General features: G+C 37.0%; 13 protein-coding genes and 2 pseudogenes. 5 read left to right on the top strand and 10 right to left on the bottom strand.

Annotation, left to right across the window (positions count from 1 at the left end):
- Positions 1-209 precede the first annotated feature (209 nt).
- Positions 210-1,049: a tyrosine-type recombinase/integrase gene (locus tag J7E63_RS28110; protein ID WP_215018484.1), complete on the top strand. Its 840-nt coding sequence runs from the start codon at positions 210-212 to the stop codon at positions 1,047-1,049.
- Between the two features lie 118 nt (positions 1,050-1,167).
- Here J7E63_RS28110 and J7E63_RS28105 read toward each other — a convergent pair whose 3' ends face one another.
- The 5 genes and pseudogenes from J7E63_RS28105 to J7E63_RS28085 form a co-directional block, all read right to left on the bottom strand.
- On the bottom strand, positions 1,168-1,542 hold the full coding sequence (locus tag J7E63_RS28105) for a hypothetical protein (protein ID WP_215018482.1): 375 nt from the start codon (positions 1,540-1,542) through the stop codon (positions 1,168-1,170).
- Positions 1,543-1,725: 183 nt separating this feature from the next.
- A pseudogene (locus tag J7E63_RS28100) lies at positions 1,726-2,732 on the bottom strand (DNA/RNA non-specific endonuclease).
- A 696-nt stretch (positions 2,733-3,428) separates the two neighbouring features.
- Complete coding sequence (locus J7E63_RS28095) at positions 3,429-4,250, bottom strand: ATP-dependent DNA ligase (protein ID WP_215018480.1); 822 nt, start codon at positions 4,248-4,250, stop codon at positions 3,429-3,431.
- Positions 4,251-4,448: 198 nt separating this feature from the next.
- A complete protein-coding gene (locus J7E63_RS28090; protein ID WP_214712674.1) occupies positions 4,449-4,628 on the bottom strand; it encodes a hypothetical protein in 180 nt (59 codons plus the stop codon).
- A gap of 247 nt (positions 4,629-4,875) precedes the next feature.
- Positions 4,876-5,064 (bottom strand): DUF2798 domain-containing protein, encoded by a 189-nt coding sequence (locus tag J7E63_RS28085; RefSeq protein WP_251027990.1) that lies wholly within the window; start codon positions 5,062-5,064, stop codon positions 4,876-4,878.
- Between the two features lie 272 nt (positions 5,065-5,336).
- Between J7E63_RS28085 and J7E63_RS30415 the strand changes: the two genes are divergently transcribed.
- The 3 genes from J7E63_RS30415 (at position 5,337) to J7E63_RS28075 (ending at position 6,967) form a co-directional block, all read left to right on the top strand.
- Positions 5,337-5,501: a helix-turn-helix domain-containing protein gene (locus J7E63_RS30415; RefSeq protein ID WP_308162039.1), complete on the top strand. Its 165-nt coding sequence runs from the start codon at positions 5,337-5,339 to the stop codon at positions 5,499-5,501.
- An 80-nt stretch (positions 5,502-5,581) separates the two neighbouring features.
- Positions 5,582-5,842, top strand: a complete 261-nt coding sequence (locus J7E63_RS29990; RefSeq protein ID WP_251033822.1) for a LysR family transcriptional regulator substrate-binding protein — start codon at positions 5,582-5,584, stop codon at positions 5,840-5,842.
- 231 nt (positions 5,843-6,073) lie between these two features.
- On the top strand, positions 6,074-6,967 hold the full coding sequence (locus J7E63_RS28075; RefSeq protein WP_214712675.1) for a LysR family transcriptional regulator: 894 nt from the start codon (positions 6,074-6,076) through the stop codon (positions 6,965-6,967).
- A 71-nt stretch (positions 6,968-7,038) separates the two neighbouring features.
- Here J7E63_RS28075 and J7E63_RS28070 read toward each other — a convergent pair whose 3' ends face one another.
- The 5 genes and pseudogenes from J7E63_RS28070 to J7E63_RS28050 form a co-directional block, all read right to left on the bottom strand.
- Positions 7,039-8,073 (bottom strand): amidohydrolase family protein, encoded by a 1,035-nt coding sequence (locus J7E63_RS28070; protein ID WP_215018478.1) that lies wholly within the window; start codon positions 8,071-8,073, stop codon positions 7,039-7,041.
- A 34-nt stretch (positions 8,074-8,107) separates the two neighbouring features.
- Positions 8,108-9,022 (bottom strand): VOC family protein, encoded by a 915-nt coding sequence (locus J7E63_RS28065; RefSeq protein WP_215018476.1) that lies wholly within the window; start codon positions 9,020-9,022, stop codon positions 8,108-8,110.
- Positions 9,023-9,121: 99 nt separating this feature from the next.
- Complete coding sequence (locus J7E63_RS28060; protein ID WP_215018474.1) at positions 9,122-9,601, bottom strand: aromatic-ring-hydroxylating dioxygenase subunit beta; 480 nt, start codon at positions 9,599-9,601, stop codon at positions 9,122-9,124.
- On the bottom strand, positions 9,598-10,881 hold the full coding sequence (locus J7E63_RS28055; protein WP_215018472.1) for an aromatic ring-hydroxylating oxygenase subunit alpha: 1,284 nt from the start codon (positions 10,879-10,881) through the stop codon (positions 9,598-9,600). Before J7E63_RS28055 ends, J7E63_RS28060 begins: the two co-directional genes overlap by 4 nt.
- A 93-nt stretch (positions 10,882-10,974) precedes the next feature.
- Positions 10,975-11,721, bottom strand: a pseudogene (locus J7E63_RS28050) (SDR family NAD(P)-dependent oxidoreductase).
- A gap of 1,474 nt (positions 11,722-13,195) precedes the next feature.
- On the opposite strand from J7E63_RS28050, the gene J7E63_RS30705 reads away from it, so the two are divergent.
- Positions 13,196-13,393, top strand: a complete 198-nt coding sequence (locus J7E63_RS30705; RefSeq protein ID WP_374193811.1) for a Mu transposase domain-containing protein — start codon at positions 13,196-13,198, stop codon at positions 13,391-13,393.
- Positions 13,394-13,454: the final 61 nt, after the last annotated feature.

Genomic DNA, 13,454 nt, shown 5'->3' with positions numbered 1-13,454 from the left:
TTACCCCATCATTTGATTCTTCGATATAATCCTTCAGTTCCGATAGGAACTGTCTAGCCTTTACCAGAGAAATGTGACCATCCTCCATTTAAGCTAGAAACATTTCGCACAACTATCCTGCCCCATTAGCTTAATAAGAACTGCAGTTTCAATTTCGTGAAACAGGTCAATAATTCCTGAAAAAAAGAATTTTTTGGGGAGAGATGAACTTGTTATTATCTCAAGCATGGGAAACGTATGAATCTGATAAGCGTATTGAAGGCTTTTCGCCGCAAACATTAAAAGCATATAAACTACAGTCGGGCTTACTTATACGCTTTTTTAATGATGTTCAACTTGATACGATCACTACGAATCAATTAAAAACTTATTTAGCAAACTCAAGTGAAAGCCTTAAGCCAGCAAGTTTGGCTCATCGAATTCGTTTTATGAAATCATTATTTCGATGGTCTCATGAAGAAGGGCATATTCCCAAAAATCCAGCAACTAAAATAAAAGAACCTAAAACCGGAAAACGAATTCCTAAATTTTTGACCGAAATGGAAATTGAACATTTACGGGAAGCTTGTTGTTCCCCAATGGAAAAGTCTCTGTTTGAATTCATGTTCTCCACTGGATGCCGAATAGGAGAAGTTGTTACCTTAGATAAGGGTAGAATTAATTGGTCGAACCGGTCAGCTGTTATAAGAGGTAAAGGCGATAAGGAACGTAAGGTCTATTTTAATATTCGCTGCGAAATTTGGTTAAATCGATACCTGGATAATCGAGTAGATAGGGATCCTGCTATCTTTGTCACGGAACGGGTTCCTCATCGAATGAGTATTGCCACGATGAGATACATAATTAAGCGGATTTCCAACCGTGCTGGCATTAACAAAGACATTCATCCACACCAACTCAGGCACAGCTATGCAACCCATTTATTGAATAATGGAGCACCTCTCGATGTTATTCAAAGCTTATTAGGTCATGAAAAAAGTGAAACTACCCGGATTTATGCCCAATTAAGCGGAAGCATCAGACAGGAATGTTATAGGAAGTATTTTTAGCAATAAAAAAGCAATGCAGTCGAAATGCATTGCTTTTTTGACTCTTGCACCCGTTAGCTTAAGTACAACGTTTCACAATCTCATTTTTACCAAAGCTTATCAATAAGTTGTGATTCATTTACTTCAAGATTTCGATGTTATTGCAATAAAAATCAATATCCCTATTTTCAAAACCCCGAACCTGGAATTTAATATTCTCCCAACTCTTATCACGAAAATCAACAACTTCCAACCCTGATAATTGGATTACTGTTCCGCCAGCAATCATCTCAAAGTTTTCCACCCTGTTAAAACGAATTTTCACCTCAAATCTCTGAGCTTCTTTAGTATCATAGATAAAAGTTATATCTACATTTGTCCGATTTCTTTCGTCAAACAAGGCTATGTTATCAAACTCTACGAAGTATCTAATATCTGTGATGTATTCTAAATCAAGAAATGAAAATTCGGGAGAAATATCCGTCAATAAATTCATATTTTCAATTTTCAGCAAAGTAATTCCCCCATTTATTTTAATATTGATGTCCTTAACATTTTTCAAAAGGTCGGAGAAATCAATACACCTCTAGCTTCGCTCAATACTTTTATAAATTCGCTGTTCTTCCTTATATCTCCTTCTTATGCTAAACTGCCCCGTTAATTCAATAAGAAAAAAAGAATCGCCGCATAACCCCATTTATTCACCTACTAAGCCATCACCATCTCGATCATCCATATATTTATAGAGCCATGAATCTCGCGTAATGGCATTTTAAAACCAGCAGCTTTGGCTTCAGCGATCGTAACACTTCCGTTATGATTGGTATCCACTTTACTAACATCTTCATTACTATTTTCCGTTTCGGTTGCAGGTACATTGTCTGTTTTCGGTGGCGTACTGCTCGTACCTGTCGTTTTCCCTAAATTTTTGTTCACTTCATCTGGGTTTACATTGTCAAATTCATCTGTAATGGATCTGCCCTGAATTTTGTATGTGAATTTATAATGGTTCGGAATTTGTGTCTGAGTATTTGGATATTGAATCACTGCTACGAAATCAGTACAACCTCCTGCATCTCGAATCACTTTTTCCATATAAGCTTGATCGCCGTGCCTATTGAGAATGCTGTCCTGAGGTGTAATGTTATATGCGTTTGATACTCCCCCAAGCGAGTCAGCAATCACATGCCCTTTATCCAAGGTTGGACTCTCTGTACCAGGAACATTCGCTTCATCAGAGTAATATCTTCCTGATGACAATACATGATCAGTATTCGGATTTTGAAGTGTTATATTTTTCGCCTCAACACGAATTAGCTGACCGTATTCATTTGTAAAAGCCCAATATTCCCTGTCGCCAAACCCGACATCAACTCTGACATTCGGCTTTCTATAACCTGACATATCTCCGCCATCTACTACAATTAGTGTATATTTACTGTAGTCAATGTCACCATTAACACTTGTTATCGTTGGTGTACTAGTGGCAGGAACGCTTGGACTGACTACGCTTTCACTAGTCGTTTTTTCCGCTTCATCGTCAGGTGTACTTTTTTTGCTTTCAACAGTGGCTGCTTGCTTTTTGCTTACTTCTTGAGTTTTATTTTTTTTGGCATTTTCCTCTTTGCTAGTTGTTTCATTTGATGAACAAGCTGCAAGGAAAACTAATAAAAACGCCATAAATAAGTAGGTTAATTTCTTCATAAATTGTCCCCTTTTTGTAAACATTTGTAGAAATACCAATACTATTATACTGCTAAAATACTTCAAAAAACGAATAAATTTATATAATTTAAAAAGGATTCCAAGCTAAAGCTGAAATCCTTTTTATCTTAACTCCAACAAATTTATATTCCCCATATGATAATCCTTAATGTTATTAACCTAGTTATGGTAAAACTCCTTATTCCATTAAACTGCCCCGTTAGCTTAAGTACAATTTTTCACAAACTTATTTTTGATTTAAAATTAAAAAGGCACTTGGCAACTTCTCTTCTTGCATTCCTTGTGAAATATTTTTGCAATTCCATCCCTTTTATAATCGGAAATATTTTATCTATGATGATTTCGTTTTATTTTAATGGAAGTATGTCGGATACAGTTATGTGGGATGGTGGTTATTTTAAACCATTTTCTTCTTCTCAACTATTAGAAGTAGTAAGTCTTTTAAATTTAATTCCACAGTACATAGCAATGATTTTAGCGAAAAAAGTTCATATTATTTTTAAAAATTAAATTCAAAAGGAATCCTTGTTAAATAGGATACTTAATAAGATTGTGAAATGATTCACTTAAAGTAACGGGTGCTTTAGTTGAAGATGAAGTCCATAAAAAGTTCCTTTTTCTTTTGACAAAGTTATCAACTTTATTGATTAGCAGAGTAGCAAAAAGAGTGGGCAATTAAACCCACTCTACGAAGCTTGGCAAGCGCAATAAGCCCGCCTTTGTTAAATTACGGTATTTCACACGTACACCAATCGGAGTAATATACGCAAAATCATCGGTTTCCTTTAAAATTGGAGCGCGGTAAACCTTCGCTTTTTCACTCGCAGGTACTCCGAGCTCCATCACGCCCATGTACTTACCTTCAGTGTCCGTCAACAGCCAGCCGAAATCCTTCGGTTGCTTGCGGTAGCCCACGACGAACACATCGGAGTATTGATAATTGATTACCTTAAGCCATGAATGCGACCGTTTGCCAACTTCATAGCGAGAGTCTTTGCGCTTTAAGACAATACCTTCTAATCCTTGGGCCTTGATCGCGTCAAAGTAAGCCTCACCGTGGCCTTCGATAAACTGTGACTTGGTAATCAGCGCGGAATCATTCGGCACCAGGTCCGCAAGTATTTCCTTACGTTCAAGCAACGGAAGTTTAGTGACACGTTCACCTTCACGCTGTATGACGTCGAAGGCCACAAAGCTGACTTGCGATTTATCTTTCGAACTTATGAACCGGCTCATCATCGCCTCGAAGTCTGGTTTCCCATCGTTGTCGCTAATGATCAACTCGCCATCAAGAGTGGTTCCAGGCGGAATATCGAGATTGTGAAGTTCGGGGAATTTCGATGTGATTTCGTTGTTGTGGCGTGAATATAGGCGGACTTTGCCCGCATTATCAACTGAATATATTAAACGGATGCCGTCGAGTTTCAATTCCGTGATATATTCGGAGTCGTCGAACGGCTGATCCGATTTGTGTAAAAGCATTGGTTTAACGAACATATAAAAACACCTCGCCTTAATATTACCACGAATAATAGAACGGAATATTAGGAGACTAATGGAAGTAGTATGTAATGCCTTTTGGCTGCTTAATCTATATAATACAACATTTGCAAAGCACAACCATTTTAATGAAGAGGTTGTACCAACGTTATTAACAAAAAAAGAGCCATAAAAGGCTCAACATGATAATTTATATTAATTGTATAAACCTTCTAGAATTTCTTCAAAATCAAGCAATTTATGTGACTTTATGATATAACCAAGGTTCATTGGAATTTGCGAAACTGAAATCGGTCTAGAAGAAGGAATATTCAATACAGCTATTTCACCTGTCGCGGTAAATTGCGGACCTGCATACAAGATACCAAGTAACATTACACGTGTACCTAAATTAATACCTTTTCCTGAACTATAACTAATCAAAATGCTAGACTTTACTTGATAGGCAGCAATAACCAAGGTTCTTTAGAAATAAGATTTTTCACTGACGGAAAGTTGTTGTATAATTTCTCGATTAGGTACATAACCAATTCCTGGTTTCTCACCCGCCTATTTCTTTTGGAGAACTATCAGCCATAAATTTAATTTTTATTCGTTTTGTTCTCTCACTAAAATATCATTGTCAATTATTAGTGGTTTTTTCTACAAAATTAATCTTTTTCATTATTTTTTGTATTACTCTCGGAAAAAAGTAAGCCCCAAAAAAAGCGCAAATAAAAGCCTGTAACCAAGTTATTAACCATGAATGTAAAAATGTTTTATCATAACCCCTATTTATTGAGATTAATATAAATGAAATAAAAAAGGACATACTAAAAGCCATTAAAAATGCAAAAATGATATTTTTATATTTAATATTAATATTTATTATTACTCATCTCCTCATCATTTAATATAACTACATTTTTATCTTAGGAATCCCTACATATATTTTCAAGTAAGAACAGAACAAATAACAGATGTTCCCTAACCTTTATGTATTTTTATTAACACTAGCTATATAGTAACAATTACATTCACATTAGTAAAACAAGTATTTATGATGGAATTATAAGTAATTCTTATATAAAGGAGTTAGTGAGAGTGAATACTTATTATTCTTTTATAAAAGCAATAGAAACAGGCAGTTTTACAGAAGCGGCAGAAGAACTTGGGTATTCTCAATCCGCCATTAGCCAAATGGTGAATTCTGTAGAAGAAGAACTTTCTAAGAAACTTATTTACGTTCTAGAAAGGGAATTACACTAACACCAGATGGAGATGAATTTTTTCCATATATAAAAGCATTTAATAATTCGCATAAGGAATTGATAGAAAAACGCAAAGAGATGCAGGGACTACAAAGTGGACTCATAAGAATTGGTACCTTTTCTAGTGTTACAAGTCATTGGCTACCAGGATTGATAAAAGACTTTAAGGAACAGTACCCAACTGTTCATTTCGAATTACACCAAGGTAATTATACGGACATCTCTAATTGGATTAAGAAAGGAAGCGTAGACTTTGGGTTTGTGAATTCAAATTCTCTATCGAATCTAACTACCAATGACCTAATCTCAAAAACATTATTATTATTAATGAATCATTAGACACAATTTATTGAAGCCCCGGTATTATAAAAAATATTTTGAATTTTAGCCGTAAAAAGAAGATTTTTTTGATTAGAATTTAACATTAATAAAATCTATAATTAGTTTAAATTATTGGTTAGTTATAATTCTTTACATAAAAATGAAAGCGCATTAATACAAGCGTCCGGAATGTTTTTATTGATATCATAATATAAAAGGAGCTCATTTTTTTTATAAGGAAGTGATGTTATGGATGATGAACAACTTTTAACCTTCATTACTGTTTTTGAGTTAAATAATTATACGCGTACAGCAGACTACTTGAATTTAACACAGCCCGCGGTAACGGCAAGAATTCAAAAATTAGAAAATGAACTGGACTGTAAATTATTTTACCGCGACGGAAAAAAAATCCTATTGACTAAGGAAGGAACTGCCCTGCTTCCATATGCACGTAAAATATTAAACAATGTAAAAGAAGTAAGACAGGTGATTAAAGGTATTAAAACTCCAACGATTACCATTGGATTATCACCTGCCATCTCTGTTTCGATTGTCTTAGAGGTTTTATCACTGCTGCGCAAAACAAGTGAGTTTTCGTTTGAATTAGTGGAAGCAGCGGACTCTGTAGAAGTTTCTAAAATGATTGAAGATGGGTCAATCGATATAGGGCTGGTAAGAGATGTAATCCCATTTACAAATCTGGAATCTGAATATATTTTTCATGAAAAGCTTGTTTTTATTGTTGGAAAAGACCATCCATTAGGTGGAAAAGCTGAAATTTTTAAAGACGATCTTATTGACCATACGATGATTTGCTATCGTAGAGAAACAGCCTTATGGCGAAAAATTGATGAAAGATTAATCGGAGTAAGAAATCTAAAACGAATTGAAGTCGGCGGATTCGAAATGGTAATATCGATGATTAAAAATAACTGGGGTTTTAGTGTCGTACCAGAACTAATTCTAGCTAATCACACAAATACACACAATAAAGATTTATGTACCGTCCCTTTTGCTGAATTTAAAGATCTCACTTATAATGTTACTGGAATATATAAAAAGGATTCTCCAAAATTAGAAAGGCTTCTTCTGTTTCTTCATACTTTTGAAACTACTTTAAAAAATTTAAAATCTATTTAAATATGTATACGATATGGATCAGCAATAACAAAGGACATTCCATTTAAACAGAAATGTCCTTTGTTATAAATCTATACCGTTTCTTTAATAAAACTTGCTTTATTTAACCCTAGAAACTCGATAGCATTTTCTCCAAGCATTTTTATCTTTTCCTCATCCAACACGTTTTCTAGCATTTCGACTACATTTCCTGGCGGTGCTTCTCGCAGCAGAAATGGATAGTCAGTACCCATGATTATGTGATCAGCCCCAAATTTTTCAAGCATAAATTGAAGATTGCGGGGGTCATAGACTAGTGTATCGTAATAAATTTTCTTCGCATAATAGCTTGGCGGCTGTTCCGTTGTGCGGATATGCGGCCATACTTCCCAAGCTTGATCGATTCTCGGTAATAAATAAGGCAGGGTTCCTCCGCCATGGGCAAAACAGATTTTTAAATCTGGATACTTATCAAAAATGCCGCTGAAGATTAAGCTCCCTGCAGCAAGCGCTGTCTCAGAAGGCATCCCGATTGAGTACATAAAATTATGTTTAGACATTCTTTCTTCGCCAACTGTCATCCAAGGATGGACTAAAATCGGAACATCCATTTTTGCCGCTGCTTCTAAAAATCTTTGGATCTCCGGATCATCAAGAGTTTTGCCGTTTGCATTGCTACCGATTTCAATCCCAACCAGCCCAAGCTCGTTTATAACTCTTTCCATTTCTGCAATTGCCAAATCGGCATCCTGCAAAGGTACCGTACCTAAGCCTACAAAACGGTCAGGATATTCCGCTACTACCGAAGCGATGAAATCATTTTGTGCCTTCGAAAGCTCTAAGCACTTTTCGGCATCTGCCCAATAGATAAACGTAACGGGAATCGGGGATAATACTTGGACGTCGACACCTTCCGCATCCATTTCAGCGATGCGCTTTTCAGGATTCCAGGCATTCTCGTCGACTTTTCGGAATGACTTTCCATCCTTGTAAATTTCAGCTCCACAGCTGCACGTATGCTTTAAAATCGGAAAACGATCATCCGCATATTTTTCCGCAAAATCAGGAAAATTCTCAGGAATAATATGGGTGTGAAAGTCAACACGGAAATTCTCACCTTTTGACACGATGTTGCCTCCTTAAAGGATAATTGTTGATTGATTATTGATTAACTTTTTCCAGGTCTTCCTTTATAAATTTACCAACTTTTCCCCATCCTGGTTTAGGTCTTCCTCCCCATTCATCAAGGGTATGCATGGTTGGTTCTAGACGGCGAGGCTCTCTTGGATTTTCCTCCGGAAATTCTTCCATTCCTTGACTATACTCAATCGTTAAGCCGTCAGGATCCGCAAAATATAGGAAAATGCTGCCCGATGGGTGATGTTTTCCTGGCCCAAAAAGAATCGGAACATTGTTATCCTTTAATCTATTAACTTGAATCCCCACATCATCTACACGTTGAGCTTGATAAGCAAGGTGATTCAATTTATTTTCTTTTCCTTTTGTCAGGGCAAAATTATGGTGAAATGGAGTTCCAGCTGCCCTTAACCAGGCCCATCCCGTTTCCCTTCCTTGGATATCTGAAATATTGAAGTTCAAAACATTCGTAAAGAAATCAAATAATTCGTCAAATTTATTAGTTTCATAAACGACATGAAGAAGTCTCGTAATTCTGGCCTTCTTAGGAACAAATGGTGTACCCATTTGCATAATTTGCACATAAAATTCATACGTTACCCCTAAATATGGATCTTTAAAACGCAATGTTCTACCTTGGGCCAAATTTTGGCACTCCTCTGCGCTTAATTCGACAGGATTTACACCTTGTTCCGTTAAATGGTCAAACACTGCTTGAAATTGGTCTGCCTTTTCAAGCTCAAATGCTACTCTTTTTAACCCAGGTTCTTCTCCTTGTTCAAGGATTAAATTGTGATGGTCCCCGCTGCATCGAAGGTATGCTGCATCAAGAACCCGTTCAACAAATTCCATACCAACAATATTTTCATAAAAATCTACCGATTTATTAAGATCAGTCACGCTTAACACAACATATCCCAACTTTTTATAACGAATCATTCAAAAACCTCCTATATTATAGTAGAGGGTCTGACCCTCATGGCTTAACCGCGTTAATGAGTTAATTCGTATGAACCCCAATCAAAATCTGACTTCATATTATAAAATGATACTTACTTTTCCGTGCGGGCGGAGACTGTCCAATTTGAGAATGACTTTCTTGGATTGAATCTTTAATTCTCCGTTTTCTTTTACCAAGATGTATTCGAGGACCCCGACATAATTGTCAAGTACTTCACGTTTCGTACGGTAGGTAGAGAAATTGCATCTAACTTTTATGGCATCCTCTTCATTATTAACGATTCTTACATTCGTCACATTGTGAAGAGTAGTGGAGTGCGGATATTCTACATGGGCTTCTCTTTTCAGTAATCGTAACGCCCGCTGTTCTAAACGGGCACGATCATCATGAACAAAGAAAAGCGATTTTTTAAAATCCGCATCAGGATTTCCGATGGGCGGAATCACATACGTTCCATTGCTTGCGAATAATGCAGCCCACTCCTTTAACTTAAACTCATCAAGAAGCTCCGCCTCATGGAATAAAAAATCTTCAATTTCCTGACGTGTTATGTTCATACTTCCACCTTCCCAGCTTCTTCTTTTTTGCTTTCCGCTGCTGTCATCCGTTTATCCCATTCACGCCAAAAGGCACGCATTTGTTCTTCATCCGTCGCTTGGGGAATTTCCCTGTTCATTCCTTTGGAAATATCATTCCATCCGACTTCTTTAGTATTTAAAAAGCCTTCCTGGCATAGTTCAAGTGCTTCATTATCATCCGGAGTCGCAAAACCGCCTGGCCCTAAAAACTCTAAGTAGCTGTCATTCCGGACCTCCCTGAAACCGTCTGTTTCATTTATAGGAGATAAAGCATAGGCGGTTACTTGCATATAACCCGGTTCAATAGGATAAAAGGTTCTGATTGCAATCGCCATGATATCATTGATGACTAGGTTAGGGAAAATTAAAATATTACGGTTCTTTTTCGAAATGCGGTGGGCTCTTTCTTCGCCAAATTTTTCTACTAAGCGGGCATTGTTTTTGTCGATAATTTCTTTCGCCTCTTCACCGTAACCTTCAATCCATTTTCCGATTGGTCTTGGCCACGGGGCATAATATTCCATTACGGCATGTCCATTCCCCAGAGCGCGTGCTTCCCCTGCAAGACTGTCTTTTTCCATTATTCCGCCGCGGGTCGCAACAATATCAAAATAGGTTTTATGGGTTGGTACCCCGTGGTATAAATCAAAACTATTTTCACAAAGTAATTTCCAGTTCGCTCGTACGCTATATTCTTGGGAATCCTGCAAAACTTCCATTCCAACTTCTGTTTGATCTGCCACCAAGTCGAGATACTCTTTGGCACCTGCCAGGTATTCCTCTAATGATATGGCGTTGTCATCAAAGTTAACGAATACGAAACCGCGGTAACTTTCAAGTCGTTTGACAGCCAGCATATTTTTAGATCCATCGCAGTTATGGTCTTCCAAGAAACCAAATTTATCAGGTAATCCGACTAATTCCCCTTGCGTATTAAAGCTCCACGCATGATAGAAGCAGCGGAATACTTTTGAGTTTCCTTTTCCTTCACGGCATACGAGCGCACCCCGGTGTGGACAGGAGTTATATAATGCCCTTATTACCCCATCATTGCCGCGGGTAAATAAAAGGTTTCGTCCACCAACTTTTCTTCTATGAAAATCGCCTTTATTCGGTACTTCTGATTCATGCCCGATATATAACCAGCATTTATCAAAAATTTCATTGCGTTCGATTTCTAAAATTTCCGTATCAATAAAAACTTCACGATTTACTTTGAATAAACACTTCTGTTGATCATCCTTAAGATAATTGCTCATTGGCTCTCCCCTTAAATAAGTTTTTTTAGTAAACCTGCTCATCATCTGTGTCAGTTCTGAAAGAGGTTTTAGAAAACCTTAAAATCATTTTTATTACATCGTGCTTCCGCCATTTACACTAATCACTTGGCCCGTAATAAAAGTCGCCTTATCGGAAGCAAGGAATACGACGGCATCCGCCACTTCTTCCGGATAGGCCCCTCTTCCTTTTGGAATGATGTTAATATAGCGATCTACCAACCCCGTATCTCTCTTTCTGATCTCATCCAGCAGTTCCCCCTCTACTTCCGGGGGAGCGATGACATTCGCGGTAATATTATTTTTGGCGAATTCTCTTCCTAATCCGGAAACAATGTCATGGACCCCGCCCTTTGCAGCATTATAGGCTGCATGGTCCCATAAACCATTGCGGACAGAATCTGCTCCTATGTTAATAATCCGTCCGTAATTTTGTTTCACCATATGCGGCAACACTCTGTAACATGATCACAGCATGGTCCAGAGGTTACGGTCGATTGTTGTTTTTAAGGTTTCCGGTGTTTGTTCAAGGAACGGGAGAATCACGCCTTCGCCGGCATTATTGACAAGAATGTCGATTTTGTCCCATTTATGTATGGCTTTTTCAACCATCTGGATAACGTTTTCATCTTTTGATAGATCACCAATAAAGTAGTCTGTTTCCCGCCCTGTTAATTGGGCCACTTCCTCGGTGACTTTCTTCGTACGTTCCGGATTGGTTCCTGTAACCAATACAGTCGCACCTGCTTGTGATAAACCAATTGCAACCGCTTTCCCAATTCCTTGTGAAGAACCTGTTACAACGGCTACTCTCCCTTCCAAAAGATAGGCTTGTGATTGCCTCGACAAGCTAAAATCTCCTCCTTTCCTTGTAAAAATGGTCTGTTTCCTTTTTGTCGTGCAACTATCAATTGCACAAAAACCAGCATCGATCCGGATACCTCAACCAAATGTAATCGCATCCAAAACTTAACTCAGTGTGCTTAGGTAAACAGCGTTTAATGCATTTTTCCAGATAATATCTGAACATATTGACATTTAAAATATCAGAATATTATCTTAATTGATTTAATTTTAAATCTTTTTTTTGTGAAAATCTAATCGAAATATTCTTACTTTTAGTGCCTGAATTCAAGATTTTATTTATATATAAACATTATGAATACGCTGTTAATTCGCGTGCAAAGAGATGATTTAAGAGGAATAATAAAAGATTTCGTTTGTCCTGAGTAAATTCTAAAGACATTTAAATGGGCATGACATAATAAAAAAAGGGTAAGGGGTGCTCGAAATTATAAAAAGAATAAACTAAAAGAATCTTTATATTTGTTTTTGATAATCTAGATTTGAGGCACTTTTATACGATTTGATCACATAAAAAATGAGCCATATGATTTCCAATTCTATTAACCTCTCTTATGATAGGAAGTGACTAAACTTACTTCATATGAGAGGACGAATAGGATGATCGAAATGGCTTAATTTCAAAATATCAAATTCTTAAAAGAGGTTGAAGGTTTATCGCAAAGGCAAATTGCGGCAAACTTGGGATTTCACGTAACACTGTTAGCAAATATCTTAAAAATGATACTGCACCAACGACCGTTTTACGAAAAAAAGTTTATGGGACAAAAGAGTATTTGTAAATAACTGAAAAAAAATAAAAGCATACAGCTATTAAAATCTTTAAAAGATTTTAAAATGAATACGATATAAAGGCTCTGCCTCCAACATCCGTAAAATCGTAGCCAAGCGCATTCAACAAATTCAAGAAGTCTTTATTTCCCTTGATTTCCAACTCGGTCACCAATTCCAATTCGACTAGGGAGAGGCGGATATTATTCTACAGGGTCGAACACAACGCATTTACCTTTTCTGCATTCAGCTCTCAGCAAGCCGTATGCGGTTTGTCAGAGCGTATCTTCATGAAAAACAGGAAGCATTCCTGGATGGCTTTGTCCATGCGTTTGAGTTTTTAGAAGGTGTTCCAACTGAGGTCTACTTGATAATCTGAAAACAGCTGTACAGAAAATCCTTCAAGGAAGAGATAGGCTTGAACAGGAGTATTTCATTGGACTACAAGCACATTACGTGTTTAAAGCAAAATTTTGTAACCCTGTATGTGGTAATGAAAAAGTTCGAGTCGAAGGTGCCGTAGGTTTCGTAGGAAGGAATGCAATGGTACCTTTACCTGAAGTTCAGTCAGTAAACGAATTGAATGACTATCTCCTGGACTGGTGTTTAAAAGATACCGGATGGACTCACTTCCCAAATAAATCAGAGACTGTATAGAAATGTGAGAGAAAGAAAAAGAATATCTTCATCCCTTCCAACGAACCATTTTGAAGCTTGTAAGCTTTTATCATGTAAAGTTAATAAAACTTCCCTTATTACAGTGGAGACCAATCGTTATTCTGTACCCTGCAGTTATGTGGGTCAAGCTGTATGGGCAAAAATTTTTGTCGATCGTGTAATCATAGTGGCTCAAATTTGATTTAATCATCATAGACGAATTATGTGAAGCTTTGCATAATTCGTCTTATGGAAAGTTAATT

The organism is Bacillus sp. ISL-75 (genome assembly GCF_018613095.1).
Note: the sequence above shows the minus strand (reverse complement) of the source record. Positions and strands in the feature narration are given on the sequence as shown.